Annotated in this window: 23 protein-coding genes and 1 pseudogene; 17 read left to right on the top strand and 7 right to left on the bottom strand. The window is 56.7% G+C overall.

The annotated features are described in order from the left end of the window. Positions 1-5: 5 nt before the first annotated feature. Positions 6-1,106 carry a DNA polymerase III subunit beta gene (gene dnaN, locus JNO11_RS19315; RefSeq protein ID WP_010258930.1) on the bottom strand — a complete coding sequence of 367 codons (1,101 nt, stop codon included), beginning with the start codon at positions 1,104-1,106 and terminating at the stop codon, positions 6-8. A 4-nt stretch (positions 1,107-1,110) separates the two neighbouring features. Beyond that, the gene (dnaA, locus tag JNO11_RS19310) at positions 1,111-2,526 is read right to left on the bottom strand and encodes a chromosomal replication initiator protein DnaA (RefSeq protein WP_010671615.1); all 1,416 of its coding nucleotides are present in this window, start codon (positions 2,524-2,526) and stop codon (positions 1,111-1,113) included. Between the two features lie 597 nt (positions 2,527-3,123). On the opposite strand from dnaA, the gene rpmH reads away from it, so the two are divergent. The 6 genes from rpmH (at position 3,124) to JNO11_RS19280 (ending at position 7,821) form a co-directional block, all read left to right on the top strand. After that, positions 3,124-3,264, top strand: coding sequence for a 50S ribosomal protein L34 (rpmH, locus tag JNO11_RS19305; RefSeq protein WP_003849659.1), 141 nt, complete (start codon positions 3,124-3,126; stop codon positions 3,262-3,264). 14 nt (positions 3,265-3,278) lie between these two features. After that, complete coding sequence (gene rnpA, locus JNO11_RS19300; protein ID WP_325177611.1) at positions 3,279-3,638, top strand: ribonuclease P protein component; 360 nt, start codon at positions 3,279-3,281, stop codon at positions 3,636-3,638. Then, positions 3,602-3,859, top strand: coding sequence for a membrane protein insertion efficiency factor YidD (gene yidD / locus JNO11_RS19295; RefSeq protein ID WP_008926397.1), 258 nt, complete (start codon positions 3,602-3,604; stop codon positions 3,857-3,859). Before rnpA ends, yidD begins: the two co-directional genes overlap by 37 nt. Positions 3,860-3,861: 2 nt before the next feature. Beyond that, positions 3,862-5,508, top strand: a complete 1,647-nt coding sequence (gene yidC, locus JNO11_RS19290; protein WP_010258933.1) for a membrane protein insertase YidC — start codon at positions 3,862-3,864, stop codon at positions 5,506-5,508. 92 nt (positions 5,509-5,600) lie between these two features. Continuing rightward, on the top strand, positions 5,601-6,965 hold the full coding sequence (mnmE, locus tag JNO11_RS19285; protein WP_301250135.1) for a tRNA uridine-5-carboxymethylaminomethyl(34) synthesis GTPase MnmE: 1,365 nt from the start codon (positions 5,601-5,603) through the stop codon (positions 6,963-6,965). A gap of 265 nt (positions 6,966-7,230) precedes the next feature. Continuing rightward, positions 7,231-7,821 (top strand): malonic semialdehyde reductase, encoded by a 591-nt coding sequence (locus JNO11_RS19280; protein ID WP_010258936.1) that lies wholly within the window; start codon positions 7,231-7,233, stop codon positions 7,819-7,821. Between the two features lie 54 nt (positions 7,822-7,875). Here the strand turns inward: JNO11_RS19280 and JNO11_RS19275 are convergent, their stop codons facing one another. After that, positions 7,876-8,235, bottom strand: coding sequence for a DUF4440 domain-containing protein (locus JNO11_RS19275; RefSeq protein WP_033773221.1), 360 nt, complete (start codon positions 8,233-8,235; stop codon positions 7,876-7,878). A 220-nt stretch (positions 8,236-8,455) separates the two neighbouring features. Here JNO11_RS19275 and JNO11_RS19270 point away from each other — a divergent pair, with 220 nt between their 5' ends. Further along, positions 8,456-9,205: a 4'-phosphopantetheinyl transferase superfamily protein gene (locus tag JNO11_RS19270; RefSeq protein WP_010258937.1), complete on the top strand. Its 750-nt coding sequence runs from the start codon at positions 8,456-8,458 to the stop codon at positions 9,203-9,205. Positions 9,206-9,242: 37 nt separating this feature from the next. Here the strand turns inward: JNO11_RS19270 and JNO11_RS19265 are convergent, their stop codons facing one another. Further along, positions 9,243-10,556 (bottom strand): NCS2 family permease, encoded by a 1,314-nt coding sequence (locus JNO11_RS19265; RefSeq protein ID WP_010258938.1) that lies wholly within the window; start codon positions 10,554-10,556, stop codon positions 9,243-9,245. A 152-nt stretch (positions 10,557-10,708) separates the two neighbouring features. On the opposite strand from JNO11_RS19265, the pseudogene yieH reads away from it, so the two are divergent. Then, positions 10,709-11,369: pseudogene (gene yieH / locus JNO11_RS19260) on the top strand (6-phosphogluconate phosphatase). A gap of 11 nt (positions 11,370-11,380) precedes the next feature. Next, positions 11,381-12,313: a helix-turn-helix domain-containing protein gene (locus JNO11_RS19255; protein ID WP_325177610.1), complete on the top strand. Its 933-nt coding sequence runs from the start codon at positions 11,381-11,383 to the stop codon at positions 12,311-12,313. Here JNO11_RS19255 and JNO11_RS19250 read toward each other — a convergent pair. After that, positions 12,298-13,293, bottom strand: a complete 996-nt coding sequence (locus tag JNO11_RS19250) for an acyltransferase (RefSeq protein ID WP_187494906.1) — start codon at positions 13,291-13,293, stop codon at positions 12,298-12,300. The two genes, JNO11_RS19255 and JNO11_RS19250, sit on opposite strands and share 16 nt — an antisense overlap. A gap of 222 nt (positions 13,294-13,515) precedes the next feature. Between JNO11_RS19250 and glyQ the strand changes: the two genes are divergently transcribed. From glyQ to imm40, 8 genes are all read left to right on the top strand, one after another. Then, positions 13,516-14,427, top strand: a complete 912-nt coding sequence (glyQ, locus tag JNO11_RS19245; RefSeq protein WP_010258942.1) for a glycine--tRNA ligase subunit alpha — start codon at positions 13,516-13,518, stop codon at positions 14,425-14,427. A gap of 9 nt (positions 14,428-14,436) precedes the next feature. Next, on the top strand, positions 14,437-16,506 hold the full coding sequence (gene glyS / locus JNO11_RS19240; RefSeq protein ID WP_010258943.1) for a glycine--tRNA ligase subunit beta: 2,070 nt from the start codon (positions 14,437-14,439) through the stop codon (positions 16,504-16,506). Between the two features lie 377 nt (positions 16,507-16,883). Beyond that, a complete protein-coding gene (locus JNO11_RS19235) occupies positions 16,884-17,117 on the top strand; it encodes a hypothetical protein (protein WP_325177609.1) in 234 nt (77 codons plus the stop codon). Continuing rightward, positions 17,080-17,598, top strand: a complete 519-nt coding sequence (locus JNO11_RS19230) for a hypothetical protein (RefSeq protein WP_325177608.1) — start codon at positions 17,080-17,082, stop codon at positions 17,596-17,598. The genes JNO11_RS19235 and JNO11_RS19230 overlap by 38 nt, the downstream gene beginning before the upstream one ends. Positions 17,599-17,872: 274 nt before the next feature. After that, positions 17,873-18,031 (top strand): hypothetical protein, encoded by a 159-nt coding sequence (locus JNO11_RS19225; RefSeq protein WP_325177607.1) that lies wholly within the window; start codon positions 17,873-17,875, stop codon positions 18,029-18,031. Further along, complete coding sequence (locus JNO11_RS19220) at positions 18,028-18,294, top strand: hypothetical protein (protein WP_052270955.1); 267 nt, start codon at positions 18,028-18,030, stop codon at positions 18,292-18,294. The genes JNO11_RS19225 and JNO11_RS19220 overlap by 4 nt, the downstream gene beginning before the upstream one ends. 35 nt (positions 18,295-18,329) lie before the next feature. Continuing rightward, positions 18,330-23,159, top strand: coding sequence for a hemagglutinin repeat-containing protein (locus JNO11_RS19215; protein WP_325177606.1), 4,830 nt, complete (start codon positions 18,330-18,332; stop codon positions 23,157-23,159). Between the two features lie 64 nt (positions 23,160-23,223). Next, positions 23,224-23,493, top strand: a complete 270-nt coding sequence (imm40, locus tag JNO11_RS19210) for an Imm40 family immunity protein (protein WP_325177605.1) — start codon at positions 23,224-23,226, stop codon at positions 23,491-23,493. 83 nt (positions 23,494-23,576) lie between these two features. Here imm40 and JNO11_RS19205 read toward each other — a convergent pair whose 3' ends face one another. Both JNO11_RS19205 and JNO11_RS19200 read right to left on the bottom strand, forming a co-directional pair. After that, complete coding sequence (locus JNO11_RS19205; protein ID WP_325177604.1) at positions 23,577-23,897, bottom strand: hypothetical protein; 321 nt, start codon at positions 23,895-23,897, stop codon at positions 23,577-23,579. Further along, a complete protein-coding gene (locus JNO11_RS19200) occupies positions 23,894-24,118 on the bottom strand; it encodes a SymE family type I addiction module toxin (protein ID WP_033773229.1) in 225 nt (74 codons plus the stop codon). Before JNO11_RS19200 ends, JNO11_RS19205 begins: the two co-directional genes overlap by 4 nt. Positions 24,119-24,316: the final 198 nt, after the last annotated feature.

The raw sequence follows: 24,316 nt of genomic DNA, 5'->3' as shown, positions 1-24,316 counted from the left end.
ATATTCTACAAGCGCATGGGCATGACGACATAGGCCGCTGCCGGACTCGCCACATCCTCAATCTGCACGCTCGACACTGAATCGGTCAGCAGCAGACGGACGTTTTCGCACTTCAGCGCGTTCAGCACATCCAGCACGTAACTGACGTTGAAGCCAATCTCCAGTTCCGTGCCGTTGTAGCTGACATCCAGCATCTCTTCCGCTTCTTCCTGTTCAGGGTTATTGGCGGTGATCTTCAGCTGATTTTCGGTGATATAGAGCCGAACACCGCGGAACTTCTCGTTAGAGAGGATAGCGGCGCGGGCAAAGGCCTGTTTGAGCAGATCGCAGCCCGCTTCCAGCGCTTTGTCGGGATTCTTCGGCAATACGCGACGATAATCGGGGAAACGGCCATCAACCAGCTTAGAGGTAAAGATGTAGTCGCCGACATGCGCACGGATATTGCTGCCGCCAATCTGAACCTGCAGAGGTGTATCGCCGCCATCCAGCAGACGCAGCAGTTCAATCACGCCTTTACGCGGCACAATCACCGAATGACTCGGCAGCGCCTGACCAATCGGCATGGAGCAGACGGCCAGACGGTGACCGTCAGTGGCTACGGTGCGCAGCTCTTCCCCTTCGGTTTCAAACATCATGCCGTTGAGGTAGTAACGCACATCCTGATGCGCCATCGAAAACTGGGTCGCTTCAATCAGCCGTTTCAGCGTCGCCTGCGGCAGGGTAAATTCAACTTCACTCTGCCAGTCGTCAAGATTCGGGAAGTCACTGGCGGGCAGGGTCGACAGCGAAAAACGGCTGCGGCCAGAGCGCACCAGCATGCGATCGCCTTCCAGTGCCAGAGTAATTTCTGCGCCATCCGGCAATCCGCGGCAGATATCGAGGAATTTGCGCGCCGGAACGGTGGTGGATCCAGGCTCATGTGCCTGAGTCAGCGCCACGCGTGCGACCATCTCCATTTCCAGATCGGTACCGGTCAGCAACAGCGAACCTTCAGTTACCTGCAGCAGCAGGTTTCCAAGGATCGGCAGCGTCGGACGACCACCCAGGGGACCACTTACTTGTTGCAGCGGCTTCAGCAACTGCTCACGTTCAACAATAAATTTCATAGCGTCAGGAAGATAATGTTCTGATGAGATTAGAGAAATCTTCTTTGATATCGTGGCTCTCTTCACGCAGCTGCTCAATCTTGCGGCAGGCATGAAGCACCGTTGTATGGTCGCGACCCCCAAAAGCATCGCCAATTTCTGGCAAGCTATGGTTGGTTAACTCTTTCGCCATCGCCATCGCCATCTGGCGCGGACGTGCCACCGAGCGCGAACGGCGCTTGGAAAGCAGATCCGCCACCTTAATTTTGTAGTACTCAGCCACGGTCTTCTGAATATTATCGATGGTGACCAGCTTTTCCTGCAGCGCCAGCAGATCGCGCAGCGCTTCGCGCACGAAGTCGATGGTAATCGCCCGGCCAGTAAAGTTGGCATTGGCGATCACGCGATTCAGCGCGCCTTCCAGCTCACGCACGTTAGAGCGTAACCGCTTGGCAATAAAGAAGGCGACTTCACCAGGCAGACGGATGTCGTTCTCATCCGCTTTTTTCATCAGGATCGCCACACGCGTTTCCAGCTCAGGCGGCTCGATCGCCACCGTTAAACCCCAGCCGAAACGTGATTTAAGACGATCTTCCACCCCGTTGATCTCTTTTGGATAGCGATCCGAGGTGAGGATGATCTGCTGATTGCCCTCTAATAAGGCATTAAAGGTGTGGAAGAACTCTTCCTGCGATCGCTCTTTATTAGCAAAGAACTGAATGTCATCGATCAGCAGCGCATCTACCGAACGGTAGTAGCGTTTGAACTCTTCAATCGCATTGTTCTGTAGTGCTTTAACCATGTCCTGCACGAAGCGCTCGGAGTGCATATAAACCACTTTTGCATTGGGTTTTCGGGCAATGATGCCGTTGCCCACCGCATGCAACAGGTGCGTTTTACCGAGACCGGTGCCGCCATACAGAAACAGCGGGTTGTAAGCGCCGCCTGGATTATCCGCCACCTGACGTGCCGCCGCGCGCGCCAGCTGGTTAGATTTACCCTCGACGAAGTTATCGAAGTTATGACGGTTGTTCACATTTGAGCGATAGGTGACGTCGGCCGGAGCCGGGACATTATCCCAGCTGGGACGCATGATCTGCGTCGGGGCCGGACGAATATGGCTCTGTACGGGCATCACGGGCGCGCTGACGCTGGCCATTACAGGCTGGCTGACCGCTGCCGCCTGCTGCTGAACCGGGCGCGTTCCCACTTCAAAACGCAGCGTGGGCACGTTTGGACCGCAGAATTCATTCAGCAGTGCATTGATACTATTAAGGTATTTGTCCCGAACCCAGTCGAGTACGAAGCGATTTGGAGCATACAAGGCAAGCGTATTGTCGTTTAACTCAGCCTGCAGTGGACGGATCCACATGCTGAATTCGGTGGCAGGAAGCTCATCCTGCAAACGGGCAAGACACTGTTGCCAAAGCGTAAGTGACACGGCGGACTCCACTCGTACAAATTCGAAAAGAATAGTAGGCGTTACTCTAAGAAACGTTCATTTTTGACACAGACGCTAAGAAAGCGCCTGCGACCGCTATCAGCGGTTTTCCGTCCTGCAATCACCGGAGGATCGTCAGCGGAAGGGCGGATCATAGCGCAAAGCGAGGCAGAGATCTTCCCTTTCTACACAGTTTTGATCCTTTTTATCCACAGGCCAGAGGCGCGCAAAGAAGTTTACGCCAGTTGCGGGAAAAACCAGCAGGGATCTGGCGCAATCCATTAAAATTTCGGGCGACATCTCATTTTATCCCCAGGATCCGGCAAGCCGATCGCAATAAGATCCCGTGCGATCCTTGCGCTTTAGTGCGGAGCCCGTATAATTCTCCACCCGACATTGAGCCATCAGGCGCAAAGTCGGGACTCTGCGGGCTGTATGCGGGTTTTCAGGCACTATGACACGCGAAGTAAATTGACTCGGGACTGTACAATTATTACAATCCCGCCTCTTTATTAAAGACACATTGAGGCGTAGGTCGATTTTCTGGCCCGAAACGCGTCACCCAGTGAAAATTTTCAAGTTTAGGTAGAAACCGCCATGAAACGCACTTTTCAACCGTCCGTACTGAAGCGCAACCGTTCACACGGTTTCCGTGCTCGTATGGCAACAAAAAATGGTCGTCAGGTTCTGGCACGTCGTCGTGCTAAAGGCCGTTCTCGTCTGACCGTTTCTAAGTAATAAAGCAAGCCCTGATGGGTAAGCTCGCATTTCCCAGGGAGTTACGTTTGTTAACTCCCATTCATTTCACTTTCGTCTTCCAGCAGCCACAACGGGCTGGCACGCCGCAAATTACTATTCTCGGCCGCCTTAACGCGCTGGGGCATCCCCGCATCGGTCTCACCGTCGCTAAAAAACATGTGAAACGCGCTCATGAACGCAACCGGATCAAGCGATTGACCCGCGAAAGCTTTCGTCTGCGTCAACATGAACTGCCGTCGATGGACTTCGTGGTGGTCGCGAAGAAGGGGGTTGCCGATCTGGATAACCGTATGCTGGCGGAAGCGTTGGAGAAATTATGGCGTCGTCACTGTCGCCTGGCGCGCGGCTCCTGATCGTCCTGATACGCGTCTATCAACGCGGCATCAGTCCATTACTGGGACCACACTGTCGGTTTCACCCGACCTGCTCTCATTACGGAATTGAGGCATTACGCAGGTTCGGCCTGATAAAAGGCAGTTGGTTGACATTAAAACGCGTATTAAAATGCCACCCCTTGAACCCGGGTGGTGACGATCCTGTGCCGCCAAAAACCTTTGATACCAGAGAACATTAACGATGGATTCGCAACGCAATCTCTTTCTCATCGCTTTTCTGTTCGTGACCTTTATGATCTGGCAAGCCTGGCAGACGGACCACGCTCCGCAGCCACAGCAGACGCAGACCACACAAGGCACAAACAGCGTAGCGGGTGATACCGCCAGTCAGGGTGTACCGGCCAGCGGTCAGGGCCAGACGATCACCGTTAAGACTGATGTCCTGTCATTGAATATCAACACCCGAGGCGGTGATGTTGAACAAGCACAGCTGCTGACTTTCCCGGACAAACTGGGTTCTAACCAGCCGTTCCAGCTGCTTGAAACAACGCCAGCGTTCCTTTATCAGGCTCAGAGTGGTTTGACCGGTCGTAATGGCCCGGATAACCCGAACAACGGCGCGCGTCCGCTGTTCAACGCTGCGCAGGATCACTTCGAGATGGCTGATGGCCAGTCCGAACTGCGTGTGCCGATGACCTACACCGCTGAAAATGGCGTGGTTTACACCAAAACCTTCATCTTCAAGCGTGGAGAATATGCCGTTAATGTCGATTATCATGTCAACAACACCACCCAGCAGCCGCTGGAAGTGTCGCTGTTTGGCCAGCTGAAGCAGACCATCGATCTGCCTAAGCATCGTGATACCGGCAGCAACAACTTTGCTCTGCACACCTTCCGTGGCGCGGCCTACTCCACCAGCGAGTCGAAATATGAGAAGTATAAATTCGACACCATCGCGGATAACGAGAACCTGAACGCCACCACCAGCAATGGCTGGGTTGCGATGCTGCAGCAGTACTTTGCAACAGCATGGGTTCCGCGTACTGAAGGCACCAACACCCTTTACACCAGCAACCTGGGTAATGGCGTGGCGGCGATTGGCTATAAATCTGCACCGGTCACCATTGCCGCGGGCGCACAGCAGAATCTGGGTGCAACGCTGTGGGTCGGCCCGGAAATTCAGGACAAGATGGCAGCGATTGCGCCGCACCTTGATCTGACCGTAGATTACGGCTGGTTGTGGTTTATCTCTCAGCCGCTGTTCAAACTGCTGAAATTTATCCACAGCTTCATCGGTAACTGGGGCTTCTCCATTATCGTGATCACCTTCATCGTGCGCGGCATTATGTACCCGCTGACCAAAGCGCAGTACACCTCGATGGCGAAGATGCGCATGCTGCAGCCAAAAATTCAGGCGATGCGTGAGCGTCTGGGTGATGACAAGCAGAAGCAGAGCCAGGAAATGATGGCGCTGTATAAAGCAGAGAAAGTGAATCCGCTGGGTGGCTGTCTGCCGCTGGTGATTCAGATGCCAATCTTCCTGGCGCTCTACTACATGCTGTCAGGCTCGGTTGAACTGCGTCATGCGCCATTTATTCTGTGGATCCATGACCTGTCAGCGCAGGACCCGTACTACATCCTGCCGATTCTGATGGGCATCACCATGTTCTTCATTCAGAAGATGTCACCGACCACCGTGACCGATCCGATGCAGCAGAAGATCATGACGTACATGCCGGTGATTTTCACCGTGTTCTTCCTGTGGTTCCCGTCAGGTCTGGTGCTGTACTACATCGTCAGCAACCTGGTCACCATTCTCCAGCAGCAGCTGATTTATCGCGGCCTGGAAAAACGTGGTCTGCATAGCCGCGACAAGAAGAAAGCGTAAGCGATCCAGAGCGGGAGTAATCCCGCCCTAAAATAGTCTATTCTCAGGCGGTCAAAGCGACCGCCTGTGTTTTTTGTAGCGAGAGAAAATTTATGAGCCACAGCGATACCATTGTTGCCCAGGCGACGCCGCCCGGACGCGGCGGCGTAGGCATTCTGCGCGTCTCTGGCGCCCAGGCGGCAGAGGTCGCCCGCCAGCTGCTGGGCAAACTGCCTAAGCCGCGTTACGCCGATTATCTGCCGTTCACCGATAGCGATGGCCGCGTGCTGGATCAGGGCATTGCGCTGTGGTTTCCTGGTCCTAACTCCTTTACTGGTGAAGATGTGCTGGAGCTGCAGGGCCACGGCGGCCCGGTGATCCTGGACCTGCTGCTGAAGCGCATCGTGGCGCTGCCTGGCGTGCGTATCGCTCAGCCGGGTGAGTTTTCAGAGCGTGCGTTTCTGAATGACAAGCTCGATCTGGCGCAGGCCGAAGCGATTGCTGACCTGATTGATGCCAGCTCTGAGCAGGCGGCGCGTTCGGCAGTGAACTCCCTGCAGGGCGTCTTCTCCACCCGTATCAATCATCTTGTGGAAGCACTCACTCACCTGCGGATCTATGTCGAAGCCGCTATCGACTTCCCGGATGAGGAGATCGATTTCCTCTCTGACGGCAGAATCGAAGCGCAGCTGAATACGGTGATCGGCGACCTGGATGCCGTCCGTGCCGAAGCACGTCAGGGCAGCCTGCTGCGTGAAGGGATGAAAGTGGTGATTGCGGGCCGGCCTAATGCGGGCAAATCGAGCCTGCTGAATGCGCTGGCGGGCCGTGACGCCGCCATCGTCACGGATATCGCAGGCACCACCCGTGACGTGCTGCGTGAGCATATTCATATTGATGGCATGCCGCTGCATATCATCGACACCGCCGGTCTGCGTGAAGCCAGCGACGAAGTGGAGCGCATCGGGATTGAGCGCGCCTGGCAGGAGATCGAACAGGCTGATCGCGTGCTGTTTATGGTGGACGGCACGACGACCGATGCCACCGAAGCGGCGGCTATCTGGCCCGATTTCGTCTCCCGTCTGCCGCCCGAACTGCCGATTACCGTGGTCCGCAACAAGGCGGATGTCACCGGGGAGTCTCTCGGTCTGACAGAAGTAAATGGTCACTCACTGATTCGCCTGTCGGCACGCACCAGCGCGGGCGTGGACGAGCTGCGCGATCACCTGAAGCAGAGCATGGGCTTCGCCGGCGATATGGAAGGCGGCTTCCTGGCGCGTCGCCGTCATCTGCAGGCGCTGGAGCTGGCGGCAACGCACTTACAGCAGGGTAAAGCGCAGCTGCTCGGTGCCTGGGCCGGTGAGCTACTGGCGGAAGAGTTACGTCTTGCCCAGCAGGCGTTAAGCGAGATCACCGGCGAGTTCACTTCTGATGATTTGCTGGGTCGCATCTTCTCCAGCTTCTGTATCGGTAAATAACCGTGCTGGCCTGATAGCGACCTGCTGTCAGGCCAGATTTCCTGCCACGCTGCCTCCCTGTTATTCCCGCCTCTGCGTTGATTCTTGCTGATATGTTATTTTGCGGCGGCACGGCATTGCCGTATAACGGTTGAAGCGCCGATCTGACGTGCGGCGACGGATTGCGGTGAGTGATCCCCGCCTCATCCCGCCGCGCCGGACCGGACGCAAACCCACTACGTGAACACCGTTGGGCGAACTTTTTCGCCTGAAACAGGAGAGTTGCATGAGTACACCGCTCGACACTGCCGCACTGGACACGCTGTTTAATGACGCCCGCACCCACAGTTACTGGCAGGCTAAGCCCGTCGATAACGCCCTGCTGGAGCAGCTCTATGCTTTAACGGCACTGGGCCCGACCTCGGCGAACTGCTCGCCTGCGCGATTTGTTTTCGTGACCTCGGCGGAAGGCAAAGAGAAGCTGAAACCGGCACTCTCTTCCGGCAATCTGGAAAAAACCATGAGCGCGCCGGTCACGGTGATTGTGGCCTGGGACCGCGAGTTCTATGAGCAGCTGCCCGCCCTGTTCCCCCATGCTGATGCGCGCAGCTGGTTTACCGGCAGCCCAGAAGCGGCAAAAGAGACCGCTTTCCGTAACAGCAGCCTGCAGGCGGGCTACCTGATTCTGGCGGCGCGTTCGCTGGGTCTGGATGCCGGTCCGATGTCCGGTTTTGATCCGGCCAAAGTCAATGACGCCTTTTTCCCCGACGGTCAGTATCAGGTTAACCTGCTGATTAACCTTGGCTATGGTGACGCATCAAAACTGCATCCGCGCCTGCCGCGACTGAGCTTTGAGCAGGCGAGCCGTTTCGCCTGATGCTGCCCGCGTCGCGATTCGAATCGCGATGCGGATGACCTTATAAACAGCGTGTCACAGCGGCGCAGCATTTTCTGCAGGCGTCCCCTGATGAAACACCATTCGCCAGTTCTGACCCTCGCACAGCCAGTGTGAGGCGCGCAGTGCGGCCCGACTGCCATCGGCATCACAGCTCTGGTAGTGCAGTATCAGACTCCTCTCGCCCGTGCTCACCAGCTGAAAGTTACTACTAAGCATATCGGGCATCGCATCTTCTTTTATCAGCGCCGCGATGGTCTGCGCGCGAGTCACAAAGCGTCCTGAACGGGTTATCTCACAAAAGTCAGGATGGAGTATCTGCTCCAGCCACGCCAGTTCCCGTCGCCTGGCACTGTGCAGGCTGCGCTCTCGTTTCACCATTTCGTCCAGCAACATGGCTGACCCTCCTGTTATTCTGTGCTGACAGGCAGCGGCAATAATTCCTTTAAGCTGTTGAAGATGGGCATCGTGACGCTTCTGTCCGGTTAGCTCTCCCTCGCGACTCTGCTCATCCTAATCCGAATTTACCCCAATCTGTGCGTTGCCAGGTGCATTAAGGTAAGAAAATTCCTACAATGCTTCTGATGATTATCTGACCATTTTCACGGAGCGACAGATGGCTGGTCATTTTGTACGCTGGACGGGCGATCCCGGCTTCCCGGCTAATGATTTACGCATTCCCCAGGCTATCACCGACACGGCACAGCAGTTTGCTGACAAACGCCGTGGGCGATTTCTTGCCGCCCGTACCCTGCTGGCACAACTGATGCTACGGGTTTATGGCATTGGTGAGCTGCCGCGCCTGCTTATCCAGAGCAACGGACGCCCCGTTTTTGCTGACAGCGATCTGCCCGATTTCAGCATCGCCTATGCGGGTAATACGGTGGGTGTGCTGCTGGCCGAAGAGGGTGGACGTGCCGGTCTGGATATGGAGATTGTGCATGCCAGAAGCCGTCAGACTCAGGAGCAGCTGATTCAGGGATTAACCTCGGGCGAGATCGCCTGGATCAATGCCCAGCAGGATGCCATGGAGGCGGTGACGCAGATCTGGACATTACGCCAGAGCATTCTCAAGCTGACGGGAGAGGGCGATCGGGGACTGGATTCGCTGCGCCTGTTGCCCGGTGCGGGTCGGCTGCGATCTTCACTCTATCCCGATATTCAGGTGGTGTGTGATGCGGAGCCCATGCTGGTCTGGTCGTGTGCGCTGTCGTCTGCGACTCAGCGTCTGCATCTGTGGGAGATGGATAACGCCTTTCAGTGGCACGCATTACGCGAAATAGAGATGGGTAAGCCCAACATCGGGCCTCATGCTCTGCGGCTGACCAGCCTGCCCAGCGAGCGCAGCCTGCATCCTGAAATGTAAAAAAGCCGCAACCCGGAGGTTGCGGCCCTGAATGCGCTTAGTGCGCGTCTACAAAGACAATCTTCAGCACAAACAGCAGAGCAACAATCACTACGCAGGGGCTGATTTCACGCCAGCGGCCAGTACCCAGCTTCATGACGCAGTAAGCGATGAATCCCAGCGCAATGCCTTCGGTGATGGAAAAGCTGAAGGGCATCATGGCGGCGGTCACAAACGCCGGAACGGCTTCGGTCAAATCATCCCAGCGAACGCGCGACAGGCTGGCGGTCATTAACACCCCAACGTAAATCAGCGCGCCCGCAGCGGCGTAGGACGGCACCATCGCGGCCAGCGGTGACAGGAAGGTCACCAGCAGGAACAGCAGGCCGGTGACCACGGCCATCAGGCCGGTACGGCCACCAATCGCCACGCCCGAGGTGCTTTCGATATAGGCGGTCACGGATGAAGTGCCCGCCAGCGCGCCACTCACTGAACTGATGCTGTCGACATAGAGCGCCTGCTGCATCCGCGGGAAAGTGCCGGTTTCATCAGTCAGTCCCGCTTTATCGGTGACGCCGATCAGCGTGCCGGAGGAGTCGAACAGATTGACCAGCATAAAGGAGAAGATCACGCCCGCCATGCCGATGTTGAACGCGCCTTTAATATCCACCTGGCCGACCACAGAAGTAATGGAAGGCGGCGCAGAAAACAGGCCGACAAACTTCACGTCACCCAGCATCCAGCCGATAGCGGTAGTAACCACCATCGAGATCAGCACTGCCGCGTGGATATTGCGTGATGCCAGAATGGCGATGATAAAGAAGCCCAGCGCGCCCAGTAGTACGCTGTGCGAGGTCAGGTTCCCCACGGCCACCAGAGTATCGGGATTCGGCACGATAATGCCGGCATTCTTCAGCCCCATCATGGCGATAAACAGGCCGATACCGGCGGTAATGCCGACGCGCAGACTCAGCGGGATATTGGCAATCATCCAGTAGCGAACCCGCAGCAGCGTCAGGATCAGCAGGCCGACCGCACCCCAGAAGATCGCGCCCATACCCACCTGCCACGAATAGCCCATCGCGCCAACCACCACAAAGGCGAAAAAGGCGTTCAGCCCCATTGCGGGCGCCAGCGCCACCGGCAGATTGGCAAACAGTCCCATCAGAATGCTGCCGAAAGCGGCAATCAGACAGGTGGTCACAAACACCGCCTGGGTATCCATGCCGGCGACGCCGAGGATCTGCGGATTGACGAAGACGATGTAGACCATCGTCAGAAAGGTGGTGATACCCGCGATCACTTCGGTGCGCACCGTGGTGCCATGTTCCTGCAGCCTGAAGATGCGCTGCAAAACGCCTTGCTTGCTCATGCCATCCATCCAGAAGAAAAAATCATCGGCGCGTATCCTGGCGATTTTACCGGGGCAATACAATGATTTTTCGCAACCGATTGCCAGTCTCGCAATCTGCGCTGAGTGCGGTAGAGTGTGGAGCACACCCCTGAATCGAAGGATAGAGTCTGATGTCAGTAGAATGCGTCTTTTTTGATTGTGATGGCACGCTGGTGGACAGTGAGTTGCTCTGTACCCAGGCCTACGTCAACACCTTTGCCCGTTACGGCCTGGAACTGTCGCTGCAGCAGATGTTTGAAAAGTATAAGGGCGTCAAACTCTACGACATTATTCGTGACGTCGGCGACGCGCATCAGGTGACGCTGCCGATGGAAGAGGTGGAGACCGCCTATCGCGCAGAGGTCGCGCGGCTGTTTGATCAGCAACTGCAGCCCATCCCGGGCGCGAAAGCGCTGGTTGAGCAGATCAAGGTACCGATGTGCGTGGTTTCAAACGGGACGGTAAAAAAAGATGCAGCACTCGCTGGGCTTAACCGGCATGCTGCCGCTGTTTGCGGAGCACCTCTACAGCGGCTATGACATTCTGCACTGGAAGCCTGATCCGGAACTGATGTACCACGCGGCGGAACAGATGCAGGTGCCGATTGAGCGCTGCATTCTGGTGGATGACTCCGAAGCGGGCGCCCGCGCCGGTATCGCCGCTGGCATTCCGGTCTACTACTACTGCGCTGATCCGCACAACCCTGAACTGGATCACCCGCTGGTGACGCGCTTCGACGATATGGCGCAACTGCCTGCGCTGTGGCGCGCCCGTGGCTGGGATCTGGTGTAGCGCGGGCCAGCATGACACACACCGTCTGGTTTTTAACCCTGCCCGGCGTGATGGCGCTGGATCTCACCGGACCGGCCGAGACGCTGAAGCTGGCGGGCGATCACTTTACGCTGCGCTACATCGGCCCGCAGCCGGAGGTGGTCTGCTCCACCGGCATGACCATTGGCGGCATCGAACCGTTACCTGAACAGTTGCCCGCCGGGAGTCTGCTGGTGGTGCCAGGCGTCTATGACTCGCAGGTCTGTTACGCCACGCCGCAAGCCGGAGAGGCTCGCGACTGGCTGATGCGCCAGCACGCCGCGCTGCGCGCGCAGACCTTTATGCTGGTCTGCGTCTGCTCGGGAGCGCTGCTGGCGGCGCAGGCAGGCATGCTGGATGACGTGCTCTGCACCACCCATCATGATGTGATTGCCCGCCTGAAAGCCGCGGCCCCGCGCGCACGGGTGCAGGAGAACCGGGTGTTTGTCGGGCATGAGAATATCTGGACCAGCGCAGGCATCACGGCGGGAATTGATCTGGCGCTGCATCTGATTAATCAGCTCTGTGATACGCAAACCGCGCTGGCGGTAGCGCGGGAGATGGTGGTCTGGTTCCGCCGTGCCGGTGACGATCCGCAACTTTCGCCGTGGCTGCGTTACCGCAACCACATGCATCCGGCCATTCATCGGGCGCAGGATCTGATGATTGCCCATCCTGAGCACGGCTGGACCCTGACCGAGCTGGCCGGACGCACGCATGTCAGCAGCCGCCATCTGGCGCGGCTGTTTCGCCAGCATCTGGGGATTAGCGTGCGTGAATACCATGAGCAGCTGCGGGTTGGCGTGGCACGCCAGCGTCAGCAGCAGGGTGAATCTGCCGAAAAAGCGGCGCTGGCGGCGGGGTTTTCATCGGCGCGCCAGCTACGGCGCGCCCGCCAGCGTGAAGCCAATCAGCTGACAAAGTGACGGGTATCGACGCGTTTCAATGCCATACCCAGCAGCAGGCTGCCGCCCAGCGTCAGCCCGAATACCCAGGGCAGGTCGAGCCACGGACGCGACATATCATCGTAATGATGCGTTCGCAGGTAGTGAATGAACAGCGCATGAAAGCCGTAGATCGGCAGTGAATAGCGCGCAATCACCGTTAAACCGGGCAGCGTGCGCTGGTTCAGGCTGTTTTTAAACACGATGAGCAGGCTGATCGCGGCGATAAACACCAGCGGTCCGCAGTAGAGATACCAGGTGTCATTAAACGCCCCGTTGACGATCAGCGCCTGTTTCGTCCCTAACGTAATGCCAATCACACAGGCGATAAACAGCCCGGCAGCCAGCGGCGTCAGGCCGCGCCGGGTCGTCTCCATGGTGCCGATAGCCCGTCCCAGCAGCGCATAGAGCAGGTAGTAGATACTGTCACCGCTGACATAGAGATTAACCGGCAGAAAGTGAAACGGCCCCAGCGACTGGCTGACCGTATTGGGGTTGGCGAGCACCGCCAGCACCAGCACCAGCAGCGCCACGTAGCGCGCCTGCACGGTTTTTACCTGGATCAGGGGCGACAGCAGATAGATGCCGATCAGCGCAAAGAAGAACCACAGGTGATAAAACACCGGCTTCTGCAGCATCTTCAGGATTGATCGCCCTTCGCTGATGGGGGTCAGCCAGGTGATATAGGCCAGCGATACCGCGCTGTAGAACAGCAGACAGAGCACCAGCCGGAGCATATGGCGCGGCTGGGCGCTGCGTTCGCCGAAAAACAGATAGCCGGAGATCATAAAGAACAGCGGAACACAGACGCGTGATGCTGAGTTCAGCAGATTAGCCGCATCCCAGGTGATGCCAGTCACCGCCATCGGCCCGGTGATATACCAGGTGGTGGTGTGAATCACGATCACCATCAGGCAGGCAACCGCGCGTAAATTATCGATCCAGTAAATCTTATGCGGCATGGCATCCTCTTGCGCATCGCGTCCGTGCGCAAAAGGGTAGCCAAATGCGACCAGAGCAACAACTGCTGCCAGCAGGATTCGGAGCCATCTGTATGCCAGCGCCCTGAATCACCGCGAAAACGCGCCGGTAGCGCCTGGGATTTACGGCTGCACATCGCGCGGTCAAAGGGTATACTGTCGGCCTCTTTTTTTTAATCTAACCGAAGCGCGTGCACACTCAACATGCAAAAGTTTGATACCAAAACCTTTCAGGGGCTGATCCTGACCTTGCAGGATTACTGGGCGCGTCAGGGCTGCACCATTGTCCAACCGCTGGACATGGAAGTGGGCGCTGGCACTTCACACCCGATGACCTGCCTGCGCGCACTCGGCCCGGAGCCGATCGCCGCCGCTTACGTGCAGCCATCACGCCGTCCTACCGATGGCCGCTACGGTGAAAACCCGAACCGCCTGCAACACTATTACCAGTTCCAGGTGATCATCAAACCCTCACCGGACAACATTCAGGAGCTCTATCTTGGCTCGCTGAAAGAGCTGGGTATGGACCCGACGGTGCATGACATTCGCTTCGTGGAAGATAACTGGGAAAACCCGACGCTGGGTGCCTGGGGACTCGGCTGGGAAGTGTGGCTCAACGGCATGGAAGTGACGCAGTTCACCTACTTCCAGCAGGTTGGCGGCATGGAGTGTAAGCCGGTGACCGGCGAGATCACCTACGGTCTGGAGCGTCTGGCGATGTACATCCAGGGCGTCGACAGCGTTTACGATCTGGTGTGGAGCGACGGTCCGCTGGGCAAAACCACCTACGGCGACGTGTTCCATCAGAACGAAGTGGAGCAATCCACCTATAACTTCGAATACGCCGACGTTGATTTCCTCTTTACCTGCTTCGAGCAGTATGAGAAAGAGGCGCAGCATCTGCTGGCGCTGGAAAAACCGCTGCCACTGCCCGCCTACGAACGCATTCTTAAAGCGGCACACAGCTTCAACCTGCTGGATGCCCGCAAAGCGATCTCGGTAACAGAGCGTCAGCGCTATATTCTGCGCATTCGTACCCTGACCAAAGCCGTGGCTGAAGCTTACTACGCCTCTCGCGAGGCAATGGGCTTCCCGATGTGCAATAACAAAAAGTAAGAGGCAGCCATGACTGAACAAACCTTCCTGGTGGAGATCGGCACCGAAGAGCTGCCACCAAAAGCCCTGCGCAGCCTGGCAGAAGCCTTTGCCGCGCAGGTCACTGCTGAACTGGATGCCGCTAACCTGAGCCACGGCGAGGTCAGCTGGTTTGCTGCGCCGCGTCGTCTGGCGCTGAAAGTCGCAAACCTGAGCGCCTCACAACCCGATCGGGAAGTAGAGAAGCGTGGACCGGCGATCTCTGCTGCGTTTGACGCTGACGGCAATGCGACCAAAGCCGCTGAAGGCTGGGCGCGTGGCAACGGCATTACCGTCGATCAGGCTGAACGTCTCGCCACCGATAAAGGCGAATGGCTGGTTTATCGCGCTCAGGTCAAAGGCGAAGCGGCCCAGGCGCTGCTGCCCGCAATGATCGCTACCGCGCTCAGCAAGCTGCCGGTGCCAAAACTGATGCGCTGGGGCAACAGCGATGTGCAGTTCGTTCGTCCGGTTCACACCGTGACGATGCTGCTGGGCGATGAGCTGATCCCTGGCACCATTCTGGGCATTAAGTCAGATCGGGTTATTCGTGGTCACCGCTTTATGGGTGAAAGCGAAATCACGCTCGACAACGCCGATCAGTACCCTGATGTGCTGGAAAAACGTGGCCAGGTCATTGCCGACTATCAGGTCCGCAAAGCGATGATCAAAGCCGATGCTGAAGCGGCAGCACGCCGTTTAGGCGGCAACGCTGATATCAGCGACAGCCTGCTGGAAGAGGTAACATCGCTGGTGGAGTGGCCGGTGGTCCTGACCGCGACCTTTGAAGAGAAATTCCTCAAGGTGCCTGCGGAAGCGCTGGTCTACACCATGAAAGGCGATCAGAAGTATTTCCCGGTGTATGACAATGACGGCAACCTGATGCCGAACTTCATTTTCGTCACCAACATCGAATCCAGCGATCCGCGTCAGATTATCTCCGGCAACGAGAAGGTGGTACGTCCACGCCTGGCCGATGCGGAGTTCTTCTTTAATACCGACCGCAAAAAGCGTCTGGAAGATCACCTGCCGCGTCTGGAGACGGTGCTGTTCCAGAAAGAGCTGGGCACGCTGCGTGATAAAACCGATCGCATTCAGGCCCTCGCGGGCTGGATTGCCGGTGAAATTGGCGCAGATGTGAATCACGCCACCCGCGCGGGCCTGCTGTCGAAGTGTGACCTGATGACCAACATGGTCTTCGAGTTCACCGACACCCAGGGCGTGATGGGCATGCACTACGCGCGTCACGACGGCGAAGCCGAAGATGTGGCGGTGGCGCTGAATGAGCAGTATCAGCCGCGCTTTGCCGGTGACGATCTGCCGTCCAGCCCGGTCGCCTGTGCGCTGGCGATTGCCGATAAAATGGATACGCTGGCCGGTATTTTCGGCATTGGTCAGCATCCAAAAGGCGACAAAGATCCGTTCGCACTGCGTCGTGCGGCGCTGGGCGTACTGCGTATCATCGTTGAGAAGAACCTGCCGCTCGATCTGCAGACTCTGACCGAAGAAGCGGTGCGCCTGTATGGCAGCAAGCTGAGCAACGCCCGCGTGGTGGATGATGTGATCGACTTTATGCTGGGTCGCTTCCGCGCCTGGTATCAGGAAGAGGGTCACAGCATCGACACGCTGCAGGCGGTTCTGGCGCGTCGTCCGACCCGTCCGGCTGACTTTGATGCACGCATGAAAGCGGTGTCGCACTTCCGTACGCTGGAAGCAGCCGCAGCACTGGCGGCGGCGAACAAGCGCGTCTCTAACATTCTGGCGAAATCGACCGAAACGCTGAATGAAAGTGTGCAGGCGTCGCTGCTGAAAGAGAACGAAGAGATCCAGCTGGCGACCTTCGTCACTGCGCTGAGCAGCAAGCTGCAGCCTTACTTTGCTGAAGGCCGCTATCAGGATGCGCTGGTCGAACTGGCACAGCTGCGTACTGCGGTAGACAACTTCTTCGATAAAGTGATGGTTAACGCCGACGATCAGGCGGTGCGGGTTAATCGCCTGACGCTGCTGTCAAAACTGCGTGAGCTGTTCCTGCAGGTCGCGGATATCTCGCTGCTGCAGTAATGCTATTTGTTGTGCGAAAAAGGGACGAGCAATCGTCCCTTTTTTTTATGGGATTTTTTGGCCTGATGTCTTCGACTCATACCTGAGTGTGACCGCTATAGCGGCCATTTTTTAGGGTGCAAATGAATACGCTAAAGTGCTTAAACTGCCATTGCCGGTCATCAGGAATCGGCTGTTGTGATGCGCAAGATTATAAATGTTTCATATATATCAAATGGTTACTTGTTAATTTTTCTTCGGTCATACTCTAAAGTTTTTCATCAATCCGGTGGTTAAGAAACCGCCCTAAAAATAGCCAGCCCTCTTGTTTTTCCCCTTTCCTGATGGATAATTCGCCAGAATTTACACCCGGTTACATTTAGTGAAATGGAATTTTCATGAAAAGGATTTGTTTATCGCTCTGTCATCCGCCAGTGCGTCTGCTCGCCATGGTGGCAGGCGCGCTGATCTGCTCTGCTTTCCCGGTGATGGCAGCTCCGCCAGCCGATAACCTCCGTGAAGAAGGCCAGGCGATTGATGCCCGCGAACAACTGCGTCAGCAGACGCGTGAAAATAATCCTAAAAGGTGTTTAGATGAATGTCTCAAATATGGATATGCAGCAAAAACTTGAAGTTTCCATCACTAAGGCTGCAAAAATTCTGCCTGGTGATGTCGGTCAACAGTTGTTGGCAATGCTTACCCCTCAAGCGTTGGCCACAATGGCTGCAATAACTGGTTTATGGGCTGGTGCACACTTTTTGGGTATTGGTGAGTTAGCTGACCTCATTCTGATTGTGGCGGGTTGGGTTGCCGTAGGTGGTGTGGCTGTTGAGGCTTCAAAAAAGCTCTACGAATTCGGTAAGACAACATACAAAGCCAGAACCGAAAGTGATCTTGATGATGCGGCTGCCTTTTTAGCTGCAGCCATTACCATGATTGGCGTAGATACTGTGATGGCGATTTTACTGAAAAAGAACCCTCGCGACGCCTTCAGGCATTCATACAGAAATATACGTATGCCTAAATACAGCGCATCAGTGGGCCGCGCAATGAATTGCCCCCCGAAACACTTCTTCATCCTGGCGGTATCGCCCAAAAATCCGCTTTACTGATAAGCAAAATGCCGGGTTAGGTTCAACTAATTTATGGGGTGACATTACTATTGGCAGAGCCTACGACCGCACATTAAAAACAGCGGAACAAGCGGCTGAGGATGTTCTGGCGGCCATATATCATGAGCGGGTACATTCCTCCATTGCGCCAAAGTTTTATCTGCTTCGGGAGCTTAGAGCCTTTATGCATATTAGCTCCTACAACAGGTCATATCTTTTACGGTATCTGGAAGAAGCATTTGCCGAGATGGTTGGGCTAATGAGAGCGAAAGGGATGTCAACACGTTATGTTATTGATGGTTTCAAATTTCCGTTAACCAATAACTATGAGATTACCTTTACCGCACTTCGACATGAAGCAGCTGGCGTGCTTCTTGGGCCGGTTGTTGTAGGCGGTGCTATGTACAATGTCTATTATGGACTTCAGCAATGATAAACCTAGAAGACGCTAAGAACGCCGCTCGTGACTATGCATCCCGACATAAAGTGGGATGGAGTGAGAAATTTACTTTCATTAAAACGGCTTTTTATGATGGTGTTGAATGCTATATCGTTGAGACTTCTAGCGAAGATGTAGAAAACAAGTCATGGATGGAGATTGAGACCTCTACTCCCGTGAATATTTACGTCGATATGAAAACTGGAAAATGTTTTGGGCATCAGTTTGGTAATAGGGGTTTTAACAAGGGTATTTAATATCCTCAATCATTGACCAGCTAATACCGTGTGGCTTGGCCTTTACCGTGGACGGCGTTGCCCGCCATGACGGCGACACAGAACTTACGACGGGTGATAACACATCGGGTCGCCCACTGTTACCGGCTGAACTGGCCCTGACGGCGCTACAACAGCTGGAGAAAGTCGCCACAACCATCCCCAATAATGGTCTGTTCAGCCAGCATACCGCGGCGGGCAGCCCGTATCTGATCGTGACTGACGAGCGTTTTACCAGCAAGAGCAAATTTATCAGCAGCGACTATCTGCTTGAACGGGTGGGTTACGATCCGTCACAGGTGCATAAACGCCTGGGCGATGGGTTCTACGAGCAGCGGCTGGTGCGCGAGCAGGTTCTGAAACTGACCGGCAGGCCCTCTATTAATGGAGGGGATGTGATGGAGCAGTATCAGGATTTAATGAACAACGGCACCAGAGTGGCGGAGGATTTCCATCTGGTGCCGGGCATGGCGTTGACGCCGCAACAAATCGCGGCGCTGCAGCAGGATATCGTCTGGCTGGTCAGCGAAACGGTTGATACGGCAGATGGACCTCAGACGGTGTGGGTGCCGAAGGTTTATCTGGCCCAGAACACGCTGCGCCTGACCGGCGCGGGCGCGGTGATTGGCGGCGGTAACCTGCAGCTCTCGGCGGACAGCGTGACCAATGCCGGTAATCTGTTTGCAGACCAGGCGCTCTCTATAGACAGCGGGCAGTTTCAGCACCTGGGCGGCGATATTAAGGCGGGCAGCATCGACGTGCAGGCGGAAAGCCTCACGATCAGCACCGATCTGCAGAATGCCCTTCGTCAGGCAACGATGAGTGCTGACGATATCAGCCTCAGCGGGGCTGATATCCGGCTGCAGGGCGCGAAGCTGGATGCCACCGATAATCTCAGCCTGAGCGCACGCAATAACCTTGAGATCGGTACCGCAAAAAGCAGCCACAGCGGCAGCCTGGAGGTTATCTCCGGGGCAATGGGCAACCGCACCAGAGACGGCCTGGAAGAGGCGGGTAAGCGCATGGCGCAGGTCAGCGGTGAGTGGCAGCAGGCGCAGGGCAGCGAGCTTAACGCCGGTGGCAATCTTCTGCTCTCGGCCGGTCGTGATCTGACGCTGACCGGTAGTCAGGCCAGCGCCTCCGGCTCCGCCCGGGTTCAGGCTGGCGGAGACATTCGCATCGGTGCTGAAACCACCACCAATACCACCCATCTTGAGGCCGACAGCCGGACCTCGTCGGTCAGCAATAGTCGCCAGGAAGATCGTCTGTTGCTCAGCACCCTGAGCGGCGCTCAGGGTGTGACGCTGGTGGCGGGTAATAACCTGCTGGCCGAAGGCGCGCAGGTTGACAGTACAGAGGGCCGCATTGGCGTCAGCGCGCAGAACGTTACCATTAAAGACGCACGCGCCAGCCTGGTAGCTCAGGACAGCGAAAACAAGCGCGAGGGTAATACCCGCACCCACCGTGAAGAGGAAACTGCACGTGAGAGCAGCACCGGCAGCACCTTCAGCGGGCAGCTGGGCGTGACGGTGATCGGGCGCGAGGGCGACGTCACCGTTACCGGCAGTACGCTGCACAGCGAACAGGGCGCGGTCGGGTTGCAGGCAAAACAGGACGTGGTACTGAACACCGCCACCGAACGTGAGTCGCTCTACAGTGAAGAACGCTCAGAGAATAAAGGTCTGCTGAACAAAAGCAGCGGTCACAGCGTGACGCGGGACGTCACCACGCGTGAGAACGCTAGCCTGCTGAGCGGCGAAAGCGTCACGGTCATCGCCGGACGCGACCTGACGGTGACCGGATCGGCGGTGGCTGCCGACCAGGACGTCAGTCTGCGGGCCGGGCGCGACGTGGAGATCGGCGCGGCGACCGAGACCGACAGTCACTACCAGCTGCAGGAGAACAAAAAGAGCGGCCTGCTGGGCAGCGGCGGCATCGGCTTCACGGTCGGCAAGCAGTCGACCCGCCATGAAATCGATGAGAAGGGTACCACCCAGAGTCAGAGCGTCAGCACCGTCGGCAGCAGCCAGGGCAGCGTGAACGTCACGGCGGGCAACCGGCTGCACGTCGGCGGCGCAGACCTGGTGGCGGGTAAAGACATGAACCTGACGGGCGACAGCGTGAGCATCGATCCGGGTGTTGACCAGCGGACCCGCACCGAGAAGACCGAGTCGAAGCAGAGCGGATTGACGCTGGCGTTGTCGGGTACGGCAGGCAGCGCGCTCAACACGGCGGTGAGCAGCGCGCAGCAGGCGAGGAAGTCGGGCGACGGGCGGGTCAGCGCGCTGCAGAACACCCAGGCGGCGCTGAACGGGGTGCAGGCGGCGCAGGCGGCTCAGATGGACGGGCTGAATACTGCCGCCGCAAACGCACACAATGCCGCCGGCGACCTGAAGCCGGGGCAGGACGGCTATCAGGCGGGCTCGACCAACACCATCGGCGTCAGCGCCTCGTACGGCAGTCAGTCGTCGAAAAGCGAAACGCGTACCGAGAGCAGTCAGTCGAAGGGCAGTACGCTGACGGTGGGCCGGAATCTGACCGTCACGGCAACCGGCAAAAACGGTACGGCGCAGAGCGGCGACATCAGCATCGCCGGCAGCCAGCTGAAGGCGGGCGGCGACCTGAGCCTGGATGCGTCGCGGGACATCCTGCTGCAGTCGGCGCAGAACACGCAGAGCACCGACAGTAAGAACAGCAGCAAGGGCGGCAGCGTCGGGGTCGGTATCGGCGTGGGGTCGGGCGGGTACGGCATCACGGTATCGGCGAGCGTCAATGCGGCGAAGGGCAGCGAAAAAGGCAACGGGCTGACGCACAGCGAGACCACGCTGGACGCGGGCAACCGGCTCAGCCTGACCAGCGGGCGCGACATCACGCTCACGGGCGCGCAGGCCAGCGGTGAGAGCGTGAAGGTGGACGCGGGCCGCAACCTGACGCTGACCTCAGAGCAGGACAGCGACCGCTACGACAGCAAGCAGCAGAGCGCCAGCGCGGGCGGCAGCTTCACCTTCGGCTCAATGACCGGGTCGGCGAACGTGAACGTGAGCCGGGATAAGATGCACAGCACCTGGCAGAGCGTGGCGGAGCAGACGGGGATTTTTGCCGGGAAGGGCGGCTTTGACGTCACGGTAGGTGAGCATACGCAGCTGAACGGCGCGGTTATCGGTTCCACCGCTAACGCCGATAAGAACCGGCTCGACACCGGCACGCTGGGCTTCGGCGACATAGAGAACCACGCGGAATATGAGGTGGAGCATCAGAGCGCGGGCATGAGCACCGGCGGCAGCATCGGCGGTCAGTTCGCCGGGAACATGGCGAACGGCATGCTGGCGGGGCTGAACGACAGCGGCAGCGCGAACTCCACCACGAAGGCGGCGGTGAGCGAAGGCACTATCGTTATCCGCGATAAGGAAAAGCAGAAGCAGGACGTGGCGGACCTCAGCCGCGACGTGGCGAACGCGAACCCGGGGCTGGACGTCATCTTTGATAAGGAGAAGGAGCAGAACCGGCTGAAGGCGGCGCAGCTTATCGGGGAAATCGGGGCTCAGGCGGGAGATATCGCGCGGACGCAGGGCCAGATAGCGGGCCTGAAGGCGAAGGACGACCCGGCGGCTCTTCAGGCGGCGCGTGAGCAGCTGGCGGCAAGCGGTAAGCCTTATACGGAAGCCGATATATCGCAGCGGGCGTATGACAACGCGATGAAGCCGTTCGGCACGGGTTCGTCGCTGCAGCAGGGCATCAGCGCGGTGACGGCGGCGGTGCAGGGCCTGTCGGGCGGGAACGTGGCGCAGGCGATAAGCGGCGCGTCGGCACCGTACCTGGCGGAAAAGATACACGAGCTGACGACGGATGCGAACGGTAAGGTTAATACCGAAGCGAACCTGATGGCGCACGCGGTGCTGGGTGCGGTAACCTCGTACGCGGCGGGCAATGCTGCGCTGGCCGGCGCCTCGGGGGCGGTGATGGGCGAGTACATCGCGCAGCAGCTGTATCCGGGCGTTAAACGTGAAGACCTGTCTGAGGAGCAGCGGCAGACGATAAGTGCGCTGGGGACGCTGGCGGCGGGTCTGGCGGGCGGCGTAGTGGGTGACAGCACGGCGGATGTTGTGGCGGGCGCGCAGGCGGGTAAGAACGCGTTTGAAAACAATAATCTTGCACTGGTTGCGCGTGGTTGTGCCGCACTTTCACCGTGCCGGAATAAGGTTGCAGAGCAGTTGCTGGAGATTGGTGCGAAAGCCGGAATCACAGGGCTTGCCGGACTGGCCATTAAAGATGTAGCTGATAAAATGACCTCCGACGAACTGGAGCATCTTGTTACCCTGCAAATGATGGGTAACGACGAGATCACCGGGAAGTATCTCAGTTCGCTTCAGGATAAATATGCTCCTTCGCATACCGGTGGCAATCAACAGGCGGGTACAGAGAGTTTAGGTAAGCTGGAAAATCCTGTGCAGGACGTGAATAAGGGAACTGCGCTAGTTACGCCAAATCAGACAGTTAAGAATAGTCCCCTTATAACTATATCTCCTGAAACCCAGCCAGGAAAAAATGATGGAATATTCATCAATCCTAAACCGACAGAGAATACTAGTACTGGTTATATATCTGAGTCATCTGATAAAAACAGTCCTATTAGTGCAAGTGATTTTTTCAAGGGCACGGCGTACACAGATAAAGTCAAACAACAAGCTTCTTCTGGGGACTTCCATTCGTTCCCAGAATCAGTAGATGGTCATGCTGATCTGGGAAAAATATCAGTAATTACAGGGGGGTTATGGTGTGGAGCGTCTGAAGTTAGAGATATCTGGCAGTTATCGCGGGAAGGAAGGTGTGTTCGAATATATCCGTGAACCAAGTGGTGCCATAAATCATCGCCTCTTTGTACCTAAATAATAAATGGAAATGGTTTGAAAAATGCTAAATAAAATATTGGAATTGTATTCGCGTTGTGGAAAAAGCCTTTTAGATAACGGACTTAATGATGCCGTCCTACCAATGTCTGTAGCTAATCAGGCTTTGGAGTTATTTTTAGAGGCTAAATGGACGGTACTGGGAGGGGACGTTTATCAGTATGAAGATAATAAAATGAAGAATTTTTATGCTGACTGGTACTGTAATCTAACTGATTCCTCTGATAGCTGCGATTACGCTAAAGAACATTTAAGTAAATTAAAGGGGGGATAACATCTATATCTCTTTCACAATAAAAAGCTGAAATAATCCCGGCCAACTGGCCGGGATTATTGCTTTAAGCCCTGAATCTCCTCTTACCGCCGCTGCAGCCGCAACACATCTGCTGCGGCAATTTCGATCTGTCCCGCATCCGTGATACCAAACTCGGTCAGCCAGCTGCCGCCGATAATTACCTCGCCGTTCTCCCGCACCCAGTCCGCGCCCAGATCCTGGCACTGCTGGCTGGCTTCGCAGAGTTCTTTCCAGCCTGCTTCATCAGTCACGGTTGTCACCGACAGCGTGTTATCCCGCAGCATCAGCCGGATCGGCGCGTCGGTGGTAAATCCGAGCGCGGCTAGCTGGCCGCCTGTGATAGTCAGCTCCGGGATGGGTTCCGGGGTAAAAATGATCTTCATACATTCTCCTCCGTGACGTGCACGATGCGGATAATCAGCTGGCCCTGTTCGGCGATGATGCTGACGGGCTGGCCTTTAATAAATCCCCACTGTTCCAGCCATCGTCCTTTGATGGTGAGTCGAGGCAAGGGATTTGGTCTGCCGCCGTTGGGGCGGTAACCAACGATGCTTTTGCGTGCTTGGGGTACAGCGGCTTCTGACGTAGAATCATCTCTAGCCATAATTAACTCCAATCCAGTTAGTTGTGGTCAGCGGCTGTTGCGGGTTGGCGCTCGCTTCAGCCGCGCTAAAAATCTCTCGTTACGTTCTTCCTTTTCTGTTTTCTCCTGTTCAAATATACACCGCCCGCTTTGTAAACTCGCTGAAAGCCAGGTAATAAACTGCGAAGCGTCTCTGAAAAAAGGTTTTTTTCCGGTCTG

Source organism: Pantoea sp. 1B4 (genome assembly GCF_016925765.1).
Taxonomy (GTDB): Bacteria; Pseudomonadota; Gammaproteobacteria; order Enterobacterales; family Enterobacteriaceae; genus Pantoea; species Pantoea agglomerans.
The sequence above is the reverse complement of the archived record's forward strand: the minus strand, read 5'-3'. Positions and strand labels throughout refer to the sequence as shown.

Coding starts and splice junctions, on each gene's coding strand:
- dnaN (WP_010258930.1), bottom strand. CDS start 1,106: ATGAAATTTATTGTTGAACGTGAGCAGTTGCTGAAGCCGCTGCAACAA.
- rpmH (WP_003849659.1), top strand. CDS start 3,124: ATGAAACGCACTTTTCAACCGTCCGTACTGAAGCGCAACCGTTCACAC.
- rnpA (WP_325177611.1), top strand. CDS start 3,279: ATGGGTAAGCTCGCATTTCCCAGGGAGTTACGTTTGTTAACTCCCATT.
- yidD (WP_008926397.1), top strand. CDS start 3,602: ATGGCGTCGTCACTGTCGCCTGGCGCGCGGCTCCTGATCGTCCTGATA.
- yidC (WP_010258933.1), top strand. CDS start 3,862: ATGGATTCGCAACGCAATCTCTTTCTCATCGCTTTTCTGTTCGTGACC.
- mnmE (WP_301250135.1), top strand. CDS start 5,601: ATGAGCCACAGCGATACCATTGTTGCCCAGGCGACGCCGCCCGGACGC.
- JNO11_RS19280 (WP_010258936.1), top strand. CDS start 7,231: ATGAGTACACCGCTCGACACTGCCGCACTGGACACGCTGTTTAATGAC.
- JNO11_RS19275 (WP_033773221.1), bottom strand. CDS start 8,235: ATGTTGCTGGACGAAATGGTGAAACGAGAGCGCAGCCTGCACAGTGCC.
- JNO11_RS19270 (WP_010258937.1), top strand. CDS start 8,456: ATGGCTGGTCATTTTGTACGCTGGACGGGCGATCCCGGCTTCCCGGCT.
- JNO11_RS19265 (WP_010258938.1), bottom strand. CDS start 10,556: ATGAGCAAGCAAGGCGTTTTGCAGCGCATCTTCAGGCTGCAGGAACAT.
- JNO11_RS19255 (WP_325177610.1), top strand. CDS start 11,381: ATGACACACACCGTCTGGTTTTTAACCCTGCCCGGCGTGATGGCGCTG.
- JNO11_RS19250 (WP_187494906.1), bottom strand. CDS start 13,293: ATGCCGCATAAGATTTACTGGATCGATAATTTACGCGCGGTTGCCTGC.
- glyQ (WP_010258942.1), top strand. CDS start 13,516: ATGCAAAAGTTTGATACCAAAACCTTTCAGGGGCTGATCCTGACCTTG.
- glyS (WP_010258943.1), top strand. CDS start 14,437: ATGACTGAACAAACCTTCCTGGTGGAGATCGGCACCGAAGAGCTGCCA.
- JNO11_RS19235 (WP_325177609.1), top strand. CDS start 16,884: ATGAAAAGGATTTGTTTATCGCTCTGTCATCCGCCAGTGCGTCTGCTC.
- JNO11_RS19230 (WP_325177608.1), top strand. CDS start 17,080: ATGAATGTCTCAAATATGGATATGCAGCAAAAACTTGAAGTTTCCATC.
- JNO11_RS19225 (WP_325177607.1), top strand. CDS start 17,873: ATGTCAACACGTTATGTTATTGATGGTTTCAAATTTCCGTTAACCAAT.
- JNO11_RS19220 (WP_052270955.1), top strand. CDS start 18,028: ATGATAAACCTAGAAGACGCTAAGAACGCCGCTCGTGACTATGCATCC.
- imm40 (WP_325177605.1), top strand. CDS start 23,224: ATGCTAAATAAAATATTGGAATTGTATTCGCGTTGTGGAAAAAGCCTT.
- JNO11_RS19205 (WP_325177604.1), bottom strand. CDS start 23,897: ATGAAGATCATTTTTACCCCGGAACCCATCCCGGAGCTGACTATCACA.
- JNO11_RS19200 (WP_033773229.1), bottom strand. CDS start 24,118: ATGGCTAGAGATGATTCTACGTCAGAAGCCGCTGTACCCCAAGCACGC.